The sequence below is a fragment of the Mycobacteroides sp. H003 genome, from assembly GCF_001440135.1.
Classification (GTDB): Bacteria; Actinomycetota; Actinomycetes; order Mycobacteriales; family Mycobacteriaceae; genus Mycobacterium; species Mycobacterium gwanakae.
The window spans coordinates 1-16240 of the sequence record NZ_LJYL01000016.1 but is presented as its reverse complement, the minus strand read 5'-3'; the positions used below and the strand labels follow the sequence as shown (position 1 = coordinate 16240).

Genomic DNA, 16240 nt, shown 5'->3' with positions numbered 1-16240 from the left:
AGCTCAATGGTTGTCGAATTGTCACGTCCCTGAACGTGATACACGCTCGCATACTTGCGACTTCTCGACTAGCGAATCTGCGAGTTCGGCCAATCCGTTGGCGTCGATGCCCGGGTAGCCGTGCAGGTCGACCTTCCACTGAGCGGGGACCGCCTCAGCTCCCCAACGGGCTCCGACCAAGGCGCCTGCGATAGCAGCAGTGGTGTCGGTGTCCCCACCTGCTCGCACGGCGCGTTCGAGGACTCCGGCTAGGTGCTGCTCGTGGACTCCAGGTGCATTGGTTATCGCCCACCACGCGGTGGCAACCGCGTCTACCACCCAACCGTTGTTCCTGAAATCGGTGGGGCCTGCGTGCTCTGCTCGGCGTAGTAGCTCGCCCCAGAATCCACGTTCGGAGGGGGTTGCGAACTCATCCAGATACTGGTGGGGCCCATTGAAATCTCCGAGCAGTACCGCATGACGGATCGCGTAAGACCACATCGCACAGGCTTGTGCTGCGTGTGGGTCTGGATGGGTCAAGTCCGAGATCTGCATTGCCGCTGAGACACAGTGAACGGCATCGGTCAGGTACCGCAAGGCCACAGGAGCAGTGCGCATCAGCGAGCCGTTGCCGGCGCCCCGATCGACCTTCGTCCTGGCGAATTCGGTCATCGACTGAGCGGTGCTGCCTCCGTGCAAGATCACGACTTTTGTCTGTCGACCAACATCTTTGGGTCCGCTGGAAAGCCATACTCGGAACTCTTGCGCAACAGCGTTGAGCCCGTGATCGGTGAGTGCGTCGGCGGCAAGTAGCCCCCGAGCCACCGCGACGGTCATGGCGGTGTCATCGGTCCATTCGCTCGGCTCCCATCCAAATGCCCCGCCACCTTTCGGGATGATCTCGGCGTCAGAGCCGGGACGGGTGAATTCGTACGGAGCGCCCAAGGCATCCCCGGCTGCCGCGCCGATAAGGGCGCCGCGTGCCCGATCAAAGTCTATGGACTCAAGATGCTCAATGGTATTCACGCGGAGCCACATTGAGCCCGCGCACTCCGCTGTGCCCCGTGCGGCGCGCGATCCGGCCATCAGTACTTGGCGGTTTCGCTGGACTGCGATGGAAGTCCGTTCGATAGCAACTCGTACCTGGTGACTCAATCTGATTCGCGCCGCTTCAGCTGGCCGCGGTGCCCGGCCTTCGCGGCTTTGACGATGCGCTGCACGGAACTTGCCGAGACGCCGACTTCAGCGGCAACCTCGCGACTCGGAACCTTGTCCGCGGTGCGCTGCAGGACACGGTGCACCACCGTGACATCCGCAGTGGTGCGTCTGTCATGAACCAGCCGACGCGCGAGCAGCAGATGCGCATCAGGTTCAGGATCGTCGTGACGCAGTGACGCACCGCGTTGCGTCACTGACGCCTCTTGACGCGGAGCATCGCCGCGGGACTCTGTTGTTGGTATCCGCGGCTCTGCCCCATGCCGCACGGGGCGAATCAAGGCGGCTGAAGCAGCGTCGCTATCCGCGTCATCTGCTGCATCATCGCTGGTGGCGATCCTGACGCGTATGAGTTCTGCTGCGTCACGGGGATTCTGGGGCGCGCCGGCTGGTTCCTTCTGTGCATCGCCGATGTCACGTCCCTCGACAGACTCGATGCGCGAGAGCATCACTAGACCGAGGGTGCAGACAGCGACCAGACCGTCGAGAATCAGTGGGAAGAGCGCAGCGTCGGTGCGTCCGTAGCCGTACTGCATCGCCAGGGTGCGCAGCGCGTCAAAGCTGAGTCGGAATGCAGCTGCGGTGATGCACGTGACAGCAGCCAAGAAGCACCAGTAGACGAATCCACGCGCGGTGATGCGCGACCACATGCCGGTGAGATGCGTCAAACTCAGCAGCGCCAGGGGAGGGATCGCCGCGGCGAGGATCGATCCGCGGGCGTCAACAGCGTTGTGATGCGCCGTCGCGCGGGCAATGTTGCCGGCCATGCTTGTCGCGGTCGCACACACGAGCATCGCCCACATGAGTCGCCGGGTGCTCCGGTGGTGTTCGACGGCGAGATGCACATCCAGATTCAAGCCCATCCGCTCGAACAACTCGTCCCGGGGACAGCTGCGTCCCTGTCGATCAGCGGAACTCGCACAGGTGAGTGAGCTTGATCTGATCGGTGCGCCACACGATCATCTCGTTGTTCATCACGCCGCAGTGCCCGCCGCGGACATAGATCGAGTCGAACTTGCGGCCCCGGTCGTCAGCACCGGTGCGTGAGCGTGAGATCAGCGCAGAACTGCTCGTGATGGCATCGGAACGGCATTCGCGGCCCATCACGACGTCGGCAAGGAACATCATCGGGTTGCCGGCGCCGCTGCCTCGACCGCGCTGGCCGGGCGCGCTGCCGATCGCATAGTTCAGGCTCTTGGTCGATTGATCTGAGAAGTAGACACCGTCGCCAAACATGCGCCCGGTCGTGTTGTAGGCGCCTGCGGTGGACGGGGGGCAGATCAGGCCAGTACGCAGGATCGAGAGCACGTTCCCGGCTGTGGTGCCGTGCCAGAGGTCGCGGCTGTGCTTGAGCGCGGTCTTGCGCTTCTCCCACACGGGACCGCTGCTGTCGGTGAGCGCCCAGACCCGGTGCAGGGCGAGACGATTGGCAGCGTGCATGGTGTTGCGGGAGCGATCGAACTTCGCCGCGATGCGAGAGAAGTCGTCGTCCCCGTGTCCCAGTTCAGTCAAGGTGTGGCGGAAATCGATAGGCGCGGCGACGTCACCGGTGTCAGCTCCGGTCGATGACATAGTCACCGCTGACTCCAGCGCATCGAGCAGGTCATCCTGCTCGCGGCACCAGGACTGGGTGACCCAGTCGGTGGCACGAACGTTCTGGATCTTCTGGGGAATCAGCGTCAGGTACTTCTCGACGGCCAATCGGTCGTACCCCGCGCGCAGCACCGCCAGCTCGCGGCGGGCCTGAGTGACCTGCACTAATGACACCGGCCCGAGCGCTGTGGTGACGCTACCGCTGTCGCTGACAGTGATTCGACCACCGGTCGCGGTGTCGATCGCGTGCCGGTTTGATCGGATCAAGTGGGCGATGAGGTCGGCGGTGGCGCCACCGCTTGGAAACAGACCTGCGCTCACGCGCTGTTGTAGTTGTCCGCGATTAGCGGTCGTGGCCACCGCTGCTGATGCTGCTTTGCCCCCATCAAAAACCTGGTAGCCCTTACGCAGCTTCTCTTCGCGCTTGTTGTCGAAGCTGCCGTGCCCGGGGTAGGTGCGTGACTGTCCCGCGCCGCCGCCAACACGGCCCCACCGCGCGAACGTGCTTCCGTCGGGCATCTTCGAAAGCTCGTAGAACTTGTTGTTGTTCCCGGCGGCGTTGACCTGAATCAGCATGATGGTCTCAAGTGCGGCAGCCGGCGCGGCGGTGCTGGTCGACATCTGTCCAATCCCTCCAGTAATTCTCTAAAATAGAGAATAGCAGAAGGGTGTGACAGTGATAGGGCGATTCATGGCTGCGTCGCGGCCTCTGGTGTTCTGGCTGCAACGATCTCGTGTGCGCACGACCGCTCTATGACTAGAAGCTGTAGTCGTAGTGCTCGTCGCGCCGGCCGATTAAGAGCACGGTGCCGCCCTTCTCTGATTCCCCCTTGCGGATCCAGCGACCGGTCTTGCGCAGTGTGAACGTCTGCACTGTGGCCTCGGGATTCGGGGCGTATGCGTAGGACTGGGAGTCGGAGATTCCGTGGTTATCGGTGCGGGTGGCCCGATCTTGCTGAACTCGGACAGTTGTGCCTCGCTCGTTGATGGCGACGATGGTTGCGGCGTGGCGGTCGGACCACATCACGATCGTTGCCCCCATGCCGACTTCGGGGTTGGCGCTGCGAGTGTTCGCCGCTACCAGGTTTTGCAAGCTTCCGTTTCGCACTGTCGTTCCTCCTTGAGATGAATTCTCTATTATAGAGAATAACAATGGTGTGAACGACTGCTTCCGTTTCCGCGTCCTGTGCTCTGCGCTTAGGTAGGGCGCTCTATCTTCTCGGTTGCGCACCATCCTGGGTGCGTGCTTCGGGATCTGGGGCCGCGCCCGCGTTGCGGCACTCGCCCGGCCAAGTTTCCTCGCCGAGGACGCCAGGAAGAGAATCCGCACGAACGCGGGACGTGCACGAGACATGAAGGACCGTGCAATGTCCATCACCAAGAATGACCGTTACGCCAAGGATTTGGCGTCAGCCTGGAACCTTTCCCTCAACGCCGCGCGAGACATCCGGGAGAAGCAGATCTCGTCGGGCGCTCCGAGTGTCAACGACCTGATGCCCGCGCTGCTTCGGCATTACGACCACAAACTTCGCGACTTCGGAAGCTTGTGCTTGGGTGTGCGGCCACTACCTTCGCGCGTGTCATTCGATCGGTGGACCGTGCCAGCGGCGGAAAACACTTCCAGTGTCGACGCCCTGGTCGCAACCCGGTTGTTCGAGGGTGGTCCTGTTTTCGCGGACACGGGCGAAGGCTGCGTCGGCGTCGGTATCTCCGGCGAAGCCAACTCTGGGAAAACGACGATGTTGCATGCGCTCATCGAGCAAGGAGCGGTTGTCACGTCCCCGCTTGACACAGTCTTGGCTGTCGTAGCTGCCCCCGACGCATCGATCTTCACGCGGATTGCTCACTTGGGTGATCGGGTACTAAGGCTGACGCCTGGCAACCTGGATGGAATCGGTCGACAGCTCCACAAGAAGCACCTGATATTCATTGATGATGCGGATCAGATACTTCCAGGTGATGAAGACGCTTGGGGTTTGGTTGAGAACTGGTCCGGCCTCGGCGCCAGGGTGTTCTACACCGCGGCCACCGCTGCACCCCGCGTATTGCCGCGGCGCCTGCTGGCACATTCCCAGCACGTGAACCTTCGCGGTGGAACGCTCCCTAATGCGCCTGTTCCACAGGATGACTGGATGTTCTGCGCTTCCCGCCTAGGAGGGGTTGGACTGTGCATGTCCGACTTGCCAGCGGGGAACTCGCCGATCGATCCGAACAGCCCTTATCGACTAGTGGAGTGGCGACGCGAAGGCCTGAATCCGCCACCAGACCCGGCCACCCGAGCCGACCTATTCGTCGAGAACGGGTCTGTTCCGGTACACGCCCAGCTGGATGTCTCGGGAATCACGGAGTCGGGAGGCGAGGTCGAGCGCTATTACGGTGCTGGACCATTCGCATGCGACCAGGCGGCGCCACCCACCCCAAACCAGCTGGCCATCCATTTACTTCAGGCCGACATCTCCGAGGCGGCGCAACGCTGGGACTTCACGGGCTTCTACACCGGCAACAACCCGAAAAACATCCTCTCGGAGATCAGGCAGAGGCGGTTCCCGCGCCCGATCGTGCGTAGCGCGCCCGGACTGTTCCTTGCCGAAGATCCGAATATCTGGGCCAACAACGACCTGTAAGGGCGGGTTCAGCCGGCAGCGAAGTCACGCCGAATGGCGCGCCGCTGGGCCGACGCGCGGGTGCGGGCCCGTTTGGTGGCCTTGGGTTGGTGGGCGCCAGCGGCACCGCTTCGGCGCAGGCCTTGCATCTTGGCCACGTAGGCGGGTGCGCCCGAGCCTGTATTCGGCATCGGCTGGGTCTTGGTCGTCACGGTCGTCCTCCTCTCCGCGCCAGGTTCGCCAAATTCTCTATTTCCGAGAATACGGCAAGAAACTGACGCTGCGTCGGCGTGTCCGTGCTCGTCGATTCACAGTGTCTCGGGTTGTCGCTACCTTGCCCGTGGCAGCGACCGGCTACGAGCCCGGTCGATTACGCACCACAGGAGGCGACGATGGGTGGCACGACCAGGTTCCGACGTAAAGCTCAGGGCTCATCGCAGGCAGAGCGGCTCGCTGACTACACCCTGTCTCGGGGGTATGAGCCCCTGCATCCGTTGGTGGGGCCGACGACTGCGTTGCGAACCGCCGAACAGCTGGTCGCCGAGCATGGAACGGTTGCTTTTCGCTCCATCGCCGGTGACCTGGCGGCCGCTGTGCCGTTGTCGCCGGCCGGGCTCGCCGCTGTCGAAGCGAATCAGCGTCGCGAGCGCCAGGAGATTGTCGATCTGTACGTATGCAAGGCACGTGAGCTGCGACAGGAGATCTCGCGCACCGATTGGGCTGCTATGGCTGCGACTGAACTCAGGTCGATCGAAGCTGCCGAAGCGTCGGGCAATCGATATGCACCCATCTGCTTTCATACGGCTGACAGGGAAGAAGAAAGCATCGGTGCAGCGGAGGTCAGGGCTCTCTGTAAGGCCTATGGACGCATCACATGCCGCGGCGATATCGATGCTCAATTCTTTGGCCGCAACGCTGACGCTGTGCTGGCCCACGGGGTGTACATCACCCGCTGTGACACCCCCGAACAAGCGATCGGCACCAAGAGCTGGAAGCAATACTTGCGGCGCTCTAAAGGCGATGAACAGGCCGCCCGCCTTTCAGTTGCTTCCGACATCGAATTGGTGTTCGTGCGTGAGTCGGCCGTGATGTTCACTACTCGTGCCGCAGACCCCGGCGAGGGAACGTTCGGTGCGGGGAAAATCAGCGATGACGCCCAATGTGTGGTCGATCGGTGGTGCGAGGACACCGACGACGCTTGGGATCGTCTACCCGACAACGATGGTGGACACCTGCGTGTGATTCTGGACAGGCTGCTGCGTCCGCGGATCGTCATTGCAACAGAGCCATTCGAGTACTCCGACTGGGACTCATCCAGGAGTACGAGCGGTGGCATATACGGTCCCGAGGCCAGCGCCGTTGAGCAACTGGTCGAGATGTTAGGGACTGTGGACCGTTCCGGTGAGCGAATGCCTCTGGTAATCAACGAGATCATTGCGCAAGCGCGGGCCGTGCGAACGCTCCCACGGTCGACTCTGGTCGAATACGTAGAACGGCAGTGGCGGCTCACCGAGCTGGCGGACCTCGCCGAGGAACTGACGATGAATCCAGAGCTGATCGACGAAGCCATCGTCCTTCCGGTGGACCACCCCGATCAGCTCCAGCTCTTCGCGGTCGATGCGGCAGCTTAATCCGACCGCGTTCCGAACCGGCGAGTGTCCTGTGCGGCGAGCATCACTGCTATTCTCTAAAATAGAGAACGTTTTTTGGGAGGATGCTAGGTGAACACCCTTGTGGCCCATATACAGATGGTGGCTTTCATCGCTCATGCCGGCGGTCACGAGACGCCGGCACCGCGCCCCGGGCACGATGGAACTCACGCGCGCGGCGGGTTGTTCGATCAGTTCTTCAATAGCGCGGTGCGCGGCGCGGGCTGGTCCATGGGGAGCCGAATCATGCACGCTCTGCCGATCGGGCTGATTGTTGCGCTTGCTCTTGCTGTGGCCGTTGTGTGGTTGATTCGACGGCGCAGGAAGGCAGCTGCAGCTTCAACGAAGGATGGTGGAAGGTGAGGGCACGCCTGATTCCCACGTTCGCGTTCGCGGCGTTCGGACTGGTGGCACTGTCAGGCTGTGCCGCGACTGCCCAGGTCGACACATCGCCCCGCGATGTGAAACTCGGCGATGGCACTACCGTGACATGCGTCGTTGCCATCGACAGGTTCAACGGCGGGTCTGCCAGCCCATCGTGCAACTGGGAACGCTACAACCAGCTGCACCCCGTCGAATCGGGAGCCGGGCGGCGATGAGTGACCAGGAGGTCGTGCAATGGCCGGTCGGATCCCAGGTACAGATCGGGGCTGGGCGTATGAATGCGACGGTTGTTGAGGTCATACCGACCTACCGCGTACAGCTCCCAGACGGCGGATGGCTGGTTGTAGAAGCAGGACAGATCAAGGGCGGTGTTCGTCCATGACCGTCGCGGTTCGGCTGCCCAATGGCACCACGATCGTGCCTGTGAAGCTTGAACGATCCAATGGCTGGGGCGGTGGGGTAGAGAAGGTTGTCGAGTCTGCATCGGTGCACGCCATGGATGGCTACGTCGTGCTGGACCCAGGGGCGCAGTCCTTCACCGTGCAAGGGCCAACGCGGACCGAGACGCTCGAGGTCTTCAAGCATTTCGAACGGATCGCAAACGTACCGGAGCTACCCGAGACGGTAGGCAGCGAAGCTCACATGGATGAACTGCGCGGCCAGTGGGAAAACGTCGATGCTTTCTACCGGCGCGTTGTCGACAAGAGCACCCACGACAGCACCCCTTCGCGCACCTGTGACCTCGCTGAGATGCGGGTGCTTGATGTCGCGGTCTCGGGCATTCCCGACAGTGCAATGGGGTGGTCACCTTCTGCTGATTACTTGGGCGTTCCTGCGCCCTTGTCTGCCGTGGTGCCAGGAACGCTGGGAGCAGTTCCGGACCTGATCGTGGCGAGCCTGACTGATGCTGGCCTGCGTGCCTCGGCTGGCCAGCCCCGGCCAGGGCAGTCCGAGGTGCAGCTGACGGTGGAGTTCGAGGTCGCGTTCTCGGACGCGCGTAAGAAGTTGATGAAGAAGAACCCGCTCAACAACCGGCGCGACGCCAAGCGCATCGCGGTCACCGACACAAAGTACGTGAAACTGATAACACCGGTTCCGATCACGATCGCCGCTGATTCACTAGCCGCGGCACACGCCGAGGTCGAGCGGATCGTCATTGAGATCCGGGAACGAGTCGACGAGCCGGTAACGGCGTGCGCAGCGTGCGGTGGGTCAGGGTTGATCTTCTCTTCGGGGATTCGGGAGCGGTACTGACATGGTTACCGTTGACCAGGCCCGGGCGGCGATCGCCAATCACGGCTATCTTCTCAGTGACGTCGGTGCAGAGGTTGCAGGCTGGGTGGTCGTCTCACGCGAGTATGCGTGGTTCAAACACTCTCGTGTGTATTTCACAATCGTGGCCACTGACCCCGACGGGCAGATGTGGCAGTTTACGGTGAGCGAATCCACCGAAGACGGAACTGAGGTTGAGGGGGAGCCGACTCCCGTATCGCCCACGATCGAGGTGAAATCGTTTGTAACGTTTAGGCCACGATTGATTCCCAGGATCTGAGACCGCACGCGCCTGCAAGGGCGAAAGCTGTTGATAATAGCCAGGTCACGCGCGCCTCGCGCCGAGAATCAGCGGCCCAGAAATCCTCCAAAATCGATGGAACCGAATCGGTGGTCCGTGACGTCTGACCAACATACGAACAAGTTTGAAGATTGATCGCGGGAGAGAGCATGACTGTTGCCATCGAGTACACCGCTGTTGAGCTGGTTGAGAACAGACGTGGCAGCCGCATCGGTACCGAGCAACAGCACTATCTCCTTCACCCTGAATTAGATTCCCCGATAGGCCCATTCAGCAGCGTGATTGTCGTTCCGGGAGAAACGTCAACGTACCTATTTGCCGCGAACGAAGACGGTGACATTGGAGACTTCCGTGCCCTGGCCGTGGTAACCGACACGGTCGATCCGCGAACGGCGTTGTCGCAGCTCGCATATCGAATCGTCTCTGCTGACGCGGCCGGCTCCTGTGTGGTGCCTGAACGCTGGGGCTGGGAAGAGCAGAGTCAAATTGCGGCCGGACCAGCTGAGAAGGTGACGGTTGTCTACCCGCAATGCGAAGGTGGGCCGGTCACCTATCCAAACTGCGAGATCGATGAAGTGGATAACCGGGGATATCTGCGAATCACGGGAACATCAGCAGCTGGGGGCCGAGAAGCGTTCGAGTACATGGTGTGGGCGCCGGGAACTTTCATCCATGCTGAGACTTTCCGGGGGCTCCCATGAGGCCGTACTTGCTCCGCTGCCTCGGCGCCTGCGCGCGGCTCACGTTTGGTCAATATGTCGGCGTGTACGCGCCGCTGTCGGCAGCTGGCTGCCTTCCCTGGCTACCGTCGCCGCCATGAACAGCTTCCGCAACGTCCTTCGTACCTATGTCGCCGCTCTCGCTGTCGCGGCTTTCGCCGCGGTGCCGGCCGCCGCTCACGCGGACTCGGGCTGGCCGTGGGCGCCCGCGCCGGCGTACAGCGTCATCGACACCGCTGCTTTGCCGCTATCTAGCACCGCAGAGTGGAGCCCAGTCACGGGTCACGACACCACCATCGGGGCGCTGGAAGGGGTGGTGCGGTGCTCGGTAGATCGCCAGCCTCCTGCAGGTGACTTGGGATCGCGCGTACAGGCGACCTCGCCGACCTACTTCGCCTGGCTGAATCCGACCGGGGACGCCGCAGGGTGGGAGGGATCGATCGCGGCCACGACATACCCGGGGGTGGACGCTGCCAGCCACGCATTGGCCGCCTACCGGCGCTATCTGGACGCCTGCAAGACAGCGCCTGAGCGGGCCGATCAATTCCGCAACGCGGCGATCGGAACCTCGGCTCTGGACCCAACACAGGCGCACGCCCTGATCGAGACCACCGACACCTGGATGGAGGTGTTCGCGGTAGCGACCAACGACGCGGTGGTAGAGCTCGTGTTCAACCACCCGAAAGACGGTCCGCTGAACTTCGACTACAACCCGGCAGCTGTGTTCGATGCCTTGAAAATGGCTGATATCGGCGCACTGGCGCAACCGATCGCGTAGCGGCATGGGTGACTGGAAAATGGTCCCCAGCCATAGCGGGCGGATTGTGCACCGACGTGATCTGCAGGATCGGATTGTTGCCTACGTCGACTACGAAACCGATTGGGATCAGGAGTATCCGCTGACGTATCACTGGTCAATCGAAGACGGGTCGTGCGGCCGAGTTCTCGAACAGGACTGGGTGGACGGGAAAGTCGGCCTCGCGCAAGCCAAAAAGATTGCCGATGAGGCAGCTGACCGGCGATTTCCGGTCAATGCGAAATGAGCGCCGAAGGGGCGGCCGTCATCGTTGACGTCGACGGAACGTTGTGCGACGTGTCAGCGATACGGCATCTAGTCATGGGGAAGCGAAAGGACTTCGCCGCTTTCCATGCGGCAGCGGCCGATTGCCCTCCACATCACGCGGTGCTCGACGAGGTCAGGCGTCACCACAGCGCGGGGCGCACCATCCTCGTGGTCACCGCGCGGATGTACCAGTGGGAGGGATCCACTCGATCGTGGCTGAACCAGCACATGCCGGCGCCATACCTTGGACCATTCATGCGCGGTGATAGCGATCTCCGGCCCGACGTCGACGTCAAACGCGACATTCACCGGATCCTCACGAGCGATCACGGTCACCAGATCGTGCACTGCATCGATGACAACCCAGCCATCGTCGCTCTCTGGCGCGAGCTCGGTATCCCAACGACTGTGGTGCCGGGATGGACCGGTTGATCCGGCAGGGGGTTGCCGTACCTTCAGAAATTCTCTAAAATAGAGAATAGAACAGTATTGGTCGAGAGGATCGTCATGACGGCAATTGCCGAGCCAAGAGCGGCAAGTCTGTACTACCGCAACGGGTCCAGCGACAAGGAGTATCACGTCCGTCTCGAAGCTCGGGACGTAGGGTTCGTTGTCAACTACGCCTACGGGCGCCGCGGTTCGGCGCTGAGCACTGGCACCAAGACGAATACCCCCGTCGATTATGCAGCTGCATCCCGGATCTTCGACAAGCTCGTGAACGACAAACAGGCCAAGGGGTATACCGCTGGCCTGGATGGCACGCCTTACCAACACACCAACGCGGCAGGTCAAGTCTCCGGCCTCTTGCCACAGTTGCTCAACGTTGCCGATGAAGCCGATGTTGCACGACTCGTCAACGATCCCGCCTGGTGCATGCAGCAGAAATTCGACGGGCGCCGTCTGATGCTGCGCAAGTTCGGCGATTCTGTGGAGGCGATCAACAAGCTCGGCCTAGTAGTCGGTGCAGCCGAGCCGATCGTGGCAGCTGCGCACTCCTTGCCAGGCGACTTCATACTCGACAGTGAAGTTATCGGTGATCGACTCTTCGTCTTCGATCTGCTAGGCCGCGATGGTGATGACCTGCGCGACATGGCATACCGCGAACGCTATGCCGGACTTGTTGACCTGCTCGCGGGCAGCGGGCCGCACATCACCTTCGTGGACAGCTGGGCTGGCGCGGCTGACAAGGCGCGGCGCCTTGCCGCCCTCAAAGCAGGCGGCGCGGAGGGCGTCGTATTCAAACTGTGGGACGCGCCTTTCACTCCCGGGCGCCCCAACAGAGGCGGGCCGCAGCTCAAATTCAAGTTCGTCGCGACGCTGAGCGCGCTGGTGACCACGATCAACACGCAACGCAGCGTGGGGCTCAGTCTGCTCGGTGAGAAGGGCTGGGAGCCGGTGGGTAATGTGACCATCCCTGCGAACCACGACGTTCCTTCGATCGGCGCGGTGGTCGAGGTGCGCTACCTCTACGCCGCTCCTGCGCTGGTTCAGCCGGTGTATCTGGGGGAGCGCAGTGATGTAGAACCGCCCGAGTGCGTGACTGCACAGCTCAAGTTCAAGACCACTTAACCCGTAGCCTTCGATGAAAAACCCTGGGAGTAGACATTACTGATATCAGCGAGACCGTGACGCAAACCATCACCGTCTACACCGACGGCGCATGCCATGGCAATCCCGGGCCCGGAGGATGGGGTGTGGTGCTTCGTTTCGGAGAACATGAGAAACAGCTCTACGGCGGCGAACGTGGCACCACCAACAACCGCATGGAACTGATGGCGGCCATTATGGCGCTGGAGGCGATCACCACACCGCACCAGGTTCAGCTGTGGACCGACAGCCAGTACGTGCGTAACGGCATCACCAGCTGGATTTCAGGGTGGAAGCGCAACGGCTGGAAGACGTCCGCTAAAGCGCCGGTCAAGAACGCCGATCTGTGGCAGCGGCTCGACGCCGCTGCGGCGCGATTCGACATCGACTGGCGCTGGGTGAAAGGCCACAACGGACACGAAGGCAACGAACTCGCTGATCAACTCGCCACCCGAGGCGCCATCGAATTCGGCGGATCCACAGGCGCAGTCAGGTCGGCGAAGCGAGGAAGCGACCGACCAGCTGGACGGAGGCCGTGCCGATGACCGTCTACGTCGACGACATGCGGATGCCAGCCCGGGTTGGCAGGCTGCAGGCCCACTGGTCACATCTGATGGCAGACACCGACGAAGAGCTACACGCGTTCGCCGCCAGGTTGGGACTCAAGCGCTCGTGGCATCAGAAGCCCGGAACCGCGATCTCGCACTACGACGTGACGGATTCACGACGGCAGGAAGCGCTGCGGCTCGGCGCGGTACCGATTGGGTACATGAGCCGAGAATCGATGGATTTGTTCCGTCGCAAGCGCGAACAGCTACGCGCTGCACGCGGCTGATTCGCTTCCAGCGTGTTCAGCTGCGCCCCAACCGAAGGAGAGAATAATGGCCGAAGAACCCAAGTACCTGTCAGCGGATCAGGCCCGAGAACAGTGGTCAAAGACTCACGGACTACCCGTCGAGATGGCGCCGAAATTCCCCGAGGGAACCCGCGAGTATGCCGAATACGCAAAGGAATTAGCCGCCGAATTGGCGGAGTTCGCGCACGCTGGTTGATCGAAAATTCAACTACGGCTGCTTTATTCAGTAGCGGGATTCCCTTGCCATATCGCGCCTGATCTGTCTCAGGCCGACGTGCGTTCCGATGATTAGGCACTAGGGCATAACGGGACTACTTGGGGCGCAACAAGATCAACACCCCGCGTCCCCGTGAATTCTTTGCGATGCGGGTGACGATCGGCCCGCAATCTGGCATGATCTTTCTTGCAGGTGCCGCCTCCTCGGTCTAACCGAGAACCCCCTCGGAGGCGGCACCTGCTACTTGGTTCAGGGGTACAGGCACACACGGTGTAGCCCCGTCCCCGGGAAATTCACGACATTGTCCGTGCGCCGCAGCCCGAAAGTCGTATAGAACGGGATCAGGTCCTCGCGGCTCGTTCCCCACGTAGGAAGCATGTTGCGTGCACTGAGTTCGGTAAGGAACATGCCGTAGAACCACCGGCCGACTCCGCTGGCTCGATGCCCGGGCAGAACGCAGAATCCCCGCCGGCGCCATGGGTACAAGGCCCCGTCGAGCACGAGCGGGTCTGGCACGCATGAGATCGATCCGACGACCGTGTCGTCGACGCAGACGCCCAGGTGCAGCGCATCGGTGTCCCCATCGCCCAGGTATCGACACAGCTGGTCGTCGATATCACTGGGGCGGATTGCGGCCCGACGCATTTTCACCGCTGTCTCAATCGCGATCGGCGCTACGGTGCGCAGGCCGTGAGCGGCTTTGTGTGTCCCGGTTGGTGTGGTCACGGCGCGGATGATGAGGCCGCGTGTGCGGGCCGCTTTGTCGCGGCGCGATCCCCACAGCGAACCAAAACGCTCCGGTTGGGTCAGCCAACCGGAGCGCTCCGCTAGTAGATCACGGGATCAGAAACCTCCCCCATCGCACGAGAAAGATGAAAAGTCGCAGCTCGACGAACCTGAGGTGTCACAGCTGCCGGCACTGCCACCCCAGTCGTAGTAGCTGGTCGGAGTGTACGAGTCATAGGAGTGCGGAGAATCGGACGTGGTTGAAGGATCGCTGCGCTTGTGCTTCTTCTTGCCGAACAAGGTAGTTCCCTCCTGTCGCGGGCGTACCGATCGGCGATCGTGCTCCCGTTGATGATCAGTATCCCTGGTAGCTGCCACTTCCGACACCTTGCCGCTCCATGAAACCTGCCAGGCCGCTGCCATCTGGGGAGACGTGATAAGTCTGCATCACGTAGTTCATGGACGCAGCGGCGCTGGCGATGGGATCGAAGATGCTGTTTGACGTACCGCCCATGTGATATGCGGCAAACGTTGACGGTATGCACTGCCAGATACCGCGGCTGGAGTTGGCGTAGTACCCGTCCTCCATCATCGAGCCAGTGGCGTTGCTGTCAGAGTTGTTGCCAGCATTCGGATCACGTGAAGACTCATGCTCTGCCATGTGCTGGTACAGCTCTTGCCACTGGGCGCGCAGCGCAGGATCCTCCGGGATCCCGTTGATGGTGAGTGCCTGATCGATGACGCTTGCGGTCTCTTCCTTGGACAACGGCCCGCCCGGATATTTCTCCAGCGACACCTGCGAGACGTCCAAGGGCTGAGGACGCTGCGGTGCGCCGGGCCCGCTCGATGGGAACGCATCTGGGCCGAGCTCGGCTTGGCGTTCTTTGACTGCCTTGACCAGTTCTTCGAGCACCTTCGGGTCGATGTTGGTCAGCCCTGAGGGCGCCGGGACCGATGGAGCGGACGGCTGCGGAGCTGGAGCAGAAGACTGCGGCTGAGGTGAAGGTGCGGCTTGTTGGGGCACTTGGGGCATGGCGGGCATGGCCGAGCGCGCGTTCTTGCCGCTGTCGCCGCTACCGGAACCTTGGACGTCGCGGCCGCCGCGTTCCTGAATATCCTTGAGTCCCTTGGCGTAGTCGGCCGTCTTGTCGGTGCGGTCAGAGACCTTGTTGCGAGCGTCTTTGGTCTGCTTGGAGGTGTCATCGACTGCATGGGTCAGTCGTGGATCCACCCCGGCGCCCGGCTTGCCTCCTGTGGGATTGGGCAATCCCTGTGCCGCCTTCTGGCTTCCGCCAATGACAGTGTCGTACTCATTTCCAATCGCGCCGGTCATCGCTGTTCGCCTAGCCTCGTCACTTCACGGCGCTGGGATCGAGGTTGTGCACCGTCGAGGACGGCACCGAGGTACCTGCGCCGGTGTTGGTGGCCGCGGCGTTGGCCGGGGCGGTGCCACCGGGCTTGGGCACGCCGGGGCTTCCGGTCGATTGCACCGACTGTTGGGCGGCGCCCAACGGGTGCGGGGCCGCGGGCTGTGCCGCGGGAGCACCCGCGGAGGTGTCGGCCGGCGCGGTGGGCGCGTCGGTGGCCCCGGGCACGGAGAACGGCACACCGGAGGTCGGGCCCGACACCGGGCCCTGGCCCGCAGCTGCGGCGCCGGGGTCGCCGAGGCGGAAGTAGCCTGCGCGCGAACCCATGTCATGCGGCAGCTCGGAGGCATCGATCGTCCGGTACTGGGCCAGGTCGTAGAACTTGCCGTCGCCGAGCACCATGAAGTGCTTGTCGCCGGCCACCAGGAAATCGCCGGGCTTGGCATCGGCGGGCGGGATCTGCTTGCCGGGGTCCTGACCGGGCACCGGCGGGGTCAGACCCGACTGGGCCGCGGCATCGGCCAGCGAGATCGGGTGGTTCGGGTCGGCCGCGGCGAGCAGCTTGGCCAGCTTGGCGGTCTTGGCGTCGGGGAATTTGATCTTCTTTCCCTTGACGTCGACGGTCGTGTCCGGCGCTCCCGCAGCAGGTTTGGGAACGCCGGACACGACCGTCGACGTCAAGGGAAAGAAGATCAAATTCCCCGACGCC

Annotated in this window: 20 protein-coding genes and 1 pseudogene; 13 read left to right on the top strand and 8 right to left on the bottom strand. The window is 62.3% G+C overall.

What is annotated here, in order from left to right; all coding sequences use genetic code 11:
- Positions 1 to 21: 21 nt before the first annotated feature.
- The 4 genes from AOT87_RS11630 to AOT87_RS11615 form a co-directional block, all read right to left on the bottom strand.
- Complete coding sequence (locus tag AOT87_RS11630) at positions 22 to 1005, bottom strand: ADP-ribosylglycohydrolase family protein (RefSeq protein ID WP_237085114.1); 984 nt, start codon at positions 1003 to 1005, stop codon at positions 22 to 24.
- Between the two features lie 125 nt (positions 1006 to 1130).
- Entirely contained in the window at positions 1131 to 2057 is a 927-nt protein-coding gene (locus tag AOT87_RS11625) for a DUF2637 domain-containing protein (protein WP_057970074.1), read from the bottom strand.
- Between the two features lie 43 nt (positions 2058 to 2100).
- A complete protein-coding gene (locus tag AOT87_RS11620; RefSeq protein ID WP_057970075.1) occupies positions 2101 to 3408 on the bottom strand; it encodes a WGR domain-containing protein in 1308 nt (435 codons plus the stop codon).
- A 136-nt stretch (positions 3409 to 3544) separates the two neighbouring features.
- Positions 3545 to 3895: a hypothetical protein gene (locus tag AOT87_RS11615; RefSeq protein WP_057970076.1), complete on the bottom strand. Its 351-nt coding sequence runs from the start codon at positions 3893 to 3895 to the stop codon at positions 3545 to 3547.
- A 259-nt stretch (positions 3896 to 4154) separates the two neighbouring features.
- Between AOT87_RS11615 and AOT87_RS11610 the strand changes: the two genes are divergently transcribed.
- Entirely contained in the window at positions 4155 to 5411 is a 1257-nt protein-coding gene (locus AOT87_RS11610) for an ATP-binding protein (protein WP_057970087.1), read from the top strand.
- An 8-nt stretch (positions 5412 to 5419) separates the two neighbouring features.
- Here the strand turns inward: AOT87_RS11610 and AOT87_RS11605 are convergent, their stop codons facing one another.
- Positions 5420 to 5602: a hypothetical protein gene (locus tag AOT87_RS11605; RefSeq protein ID WP_057970077.1), complete on the bottom strand. Its 183-nt coding sequence runs from the start codon at positions 5600 to 5602 to the stop codon at positions 5420 to 5422.
- A gap of 180 nt (positions 5603 to 5782) precedes the next feature.
- Here AOT87_RS11605 and AOT87_RS11600 point away from each other — a divergent pair, with 180 nt between their 5' ends.
- The 12 genes from AOT87_RS11600 to AOT87_RS29050 all read left to right on the top strand — a co-directional run bounded on the left by AOT87_RS11600 (position 5783) and on the right by AOT87_RS29050 (position 13417).
- Positions 5783 to 7021 (top strand): hypothetical protein, encoded by a 1239-nt coding sequence (locus AOT87_RS11600; protein WP_057970078.1) that lies wholly within the window; start codon positions 5783 to 5785, stop codon positions 7019 to 7021.
- Between the two features lie 377 nt (positions 7022 to 7398).
- On the top strand, positions 7399 to 7638 hold the full coding sequence (locus AOT87_RS11595) for a hypothetical protein (protein ID WP_049234811.1): 240 nt from the start codon (positions 7399 to 7401) through the stop codon (positions 7636 to 7638).
- 163 nt (positions 7639 to 7801) lie between these two features.
- On the top strand, positions 7802 to 8677 hold the full coding sequence (locus AOT87_RS11590; protein WP_057970079.1) for a hypothetical protein: 876 nt from the start codon (positions 7802 to 7804) through the stop codon (positions 8675 to 8677).
- Position 8678: 1 nt separating this feature from the next.
- Positions 8679 to 8975, top strand: coding sequence for a hypothetical protein (locus tag AOT87_RS11585; RefSeq protein ID WP_049233229.1), 297 nt, complete (start codon positions 8679 to 8681; stop codon positions 8973 to 8975).
- A 170-nt stretch (positions 8976 to 9145) separates the two neighbouring features.
- Complete coding sequence (locus tag AOT87_RS11580) at positions 9146 to 9697, top strand: hypothetical protein (protein ID WP_234795456.1); 552 nt, start codon at positions 9146 to 9148, stop codon at positions 9695 to 9697.
- 115 nt (positions 9698 to 9812) lie between these two features.
- Positions 9813 to 10493 carry a hypothetical protein gene (locus AOT87_RS11575; protein WP_052539132.1) on the top strand — a complete coding sequence of 227 codons (681 nt, stop codon included), beginning with the start codon at positions 9813 to 9815 and terminating at the stop codon, positions 10491 to 10493.
- A gap of 4 nt (positions 10494 to 10497) precedes the next feature.
- Positions 10498 to 10758, top strand: a complete 261-nt coding sequence (locus AOT87_RS11570; protein ID WP_052539133.1) for a hypothetical protein — start codon at positions 10498 to 10500, stop codon at positions 10756 to 10758.
- Positions 10755 to 11210, top strand: coding sequence for a hypothetical protein (locus AOT87_RS11565; RefSeq protein WP_057970080.1), 456 nt, complete (start codon positions 10755 to 10757; stop codon positions 11208 to 11210). Before AOT87_RS11570 ends, AOT87_RS11565 begins: the two co-directional genes overlap by 4 nt.
- Before the next feature lie 75 nt (positions 11211 to 11285).
- Positions 11286 to 12347 carry a DNA ligase gene (locus tag AOT87_RS11560; RefSeq protein ID WP_057970081.1) on the top strand — a complete coding sequence of 354 codons (1062 nt, stop codon included), beginning with the start codon at positions 11286 to 11288 and terminating at the stop codon, positions 12345 to 12347.
- Between the two features lie 68 nt (positions 12348 to 12415).
- The gene (gene rnhA / locus AOT87_RS11555; protein ID WP_237085117.1) at positions 12416 to 12910 is read left to right on the top strand and encodes a ribonuclease HI; all 495 of its coding nucleotides are present in this window, start codon (positions 12416 to 12418) and stop codon (positions 12908 to 12910) included.
- A complete protein-coding gene (locus AOT87_RS11550) occupies positions 12907 to 13200 on the top strand; it encodes a DUF4031 domain-containing protein (protein ID WP_005100060.1) in 294 nt (97 codons plus the stop codon). Before rnhA ends, AOT87_RS11550 begins: the two co-directional genes overlap by 4 nt.
- A gap of 46 nt (positions 13201 to 13246) precedes the next feature.
- Entirely contained in the window at positions 13247 to 13417 is a 171-nt protein-coding gene (locus AOT87_RS29050) for a hypothetical protein (RefSeq protein ID WP_005102504.1), read from the top strand.
- A gap of 270 nt (positions 13418 to 13687) precedes the next feature.
- Here the strand turns inward: AOT87_RS29050 and AOT87_RS11545 are convergent, their stop codons facing one another.
- From AOT87_RS11545 to AOT87_RS11535, 3 genes and pseudogenes are all read right to left on the bottom strand, one after another.
- Complete coding sequence (locus AOT87_RS11545) at positions 13688 to 14164, bottom strand: hypothetical protein (RefSeq protein ID WP_005101707.1); 477 nt, start codon at positions 14162 to 14164, stop codon at positions 13688 to 13690.
- Between the two features lie 355 nt (positions 14165 to 14519).
- Positions 14520 to 15497, bottom strand: a complete 978-nt coding sequence (locus AOT87_RS11540; protein WP_052538032.1) for a transglycosylase SLT domain-containing protein — start codon at positions 15495 to 15497, stop codon at positions 14520 to 14522.
- A gap of 19 nt (positions 15498 to 15516) precedes the next feature.
- Positions 15517 to 16240, bottom strand: a pseudogene (locus tag AOT87_RS11535) (hypothetical protein); the annotation flags it as partial.

Bases quoted from the DNA above. Each gene is read 5' to 3' on its own strand.
- AOT87_RS11625 (WP_057970074.1), bottom strand. From the start codon at position 2,057: ATGGGCTTGAATCTGGATGTGCATCTCGCCGTCGAACACCACCGGAGC.
- AOT87_RS11620 (WP_057970075.1), bottom strand. From the start codon at position 3,408: ATGTCGACCAGCACCGCCGCGCCGGCTGCCGCACTTGAGACCATCATG.
- AOT87_RS11610 (WP_057970087.1), top strand. From the start codon at position 4,155: ATGTCCATCACCAAGAATGACCGTTACGCCAAGGATTTGGCGTCAGCC.
- AOT87_RS11600 (WP_057970078.1), top strand. From the start codon at position 5,783: ATGGGTGGCACGACCAGGTTCCGACGTAAAGCTCAGGGCTCATCGCAG.
- AOT87_RS11590 (WP_057970079.1), top strand. From the start codon at position 7,802: ATGACCGTCGCGGTTCGGCTGCCCAATGGCACCACGATCGTGCCTGTG.
- AOT87_RS11585 (WP_049233229.1), top strand. From the start codon at position 8,679: ATGGTTACCGTTGACCAGGCCCGGGCGGCGATCGCCAATCACGGCTAT.
- AOT87_RS11580 (WP_234795456.1), top strand. From the start codon at position 9,146: ATGACTGTTGCCATCGAGTACACCGCTGTTGAGCTGGTTGAGAACAGA.
- AOT87_RS11575 (WP_052539132.1), top strand. From the start codon at position 9,813: ATGAACAGCTTCCGCAACGTCCTTCGTACCTATGTCGCCGCTCTCGCT.
- AOT87_RS11570 (WP_052539133.1), top strand. From the start codon at position 10,498: ATGGGTGACTGGAAAATGGTCCCCAGCCATAGCGGGCGGATTGTGCAC.
- AOT87_RS11565 (WP_057970080.1), top strand. From the start codon at position 10,755: ATGAGCGCCGAAGGGGCGGCCGTCATCGTTGACGTCGACGGAACGTTG.
- AOT87_RS11560 (WP_057970081.1), top strand. From the start codon at position 11,286: ATGACGGCAATTGCCGAGCCAAGAGCGGCAAGTCTGTACTACCGCAAC.
- AOT87_RS11550 (WP_005100060.1), top strand. From the start codon at position 12,907: ATGACCGTCTACGTCGACGACATGCGGATGCCAGCCCGGGTTGGCAGG.
- AOT87_RS29050 (WP_005102504.1), top strand. From the start codon at position 13,247: ATGGCCGAAGAACCCAAGTACCTGTCAGCGGATCAGGCCCGAGAACAG.
- AOT87_RS11540 (WP_052538032.1), bottom strand. From the start codon at position 15,497: ATGACCGGCGCGATTGGAAATGAGTACGACACTGTCATTGGCGGAAGC.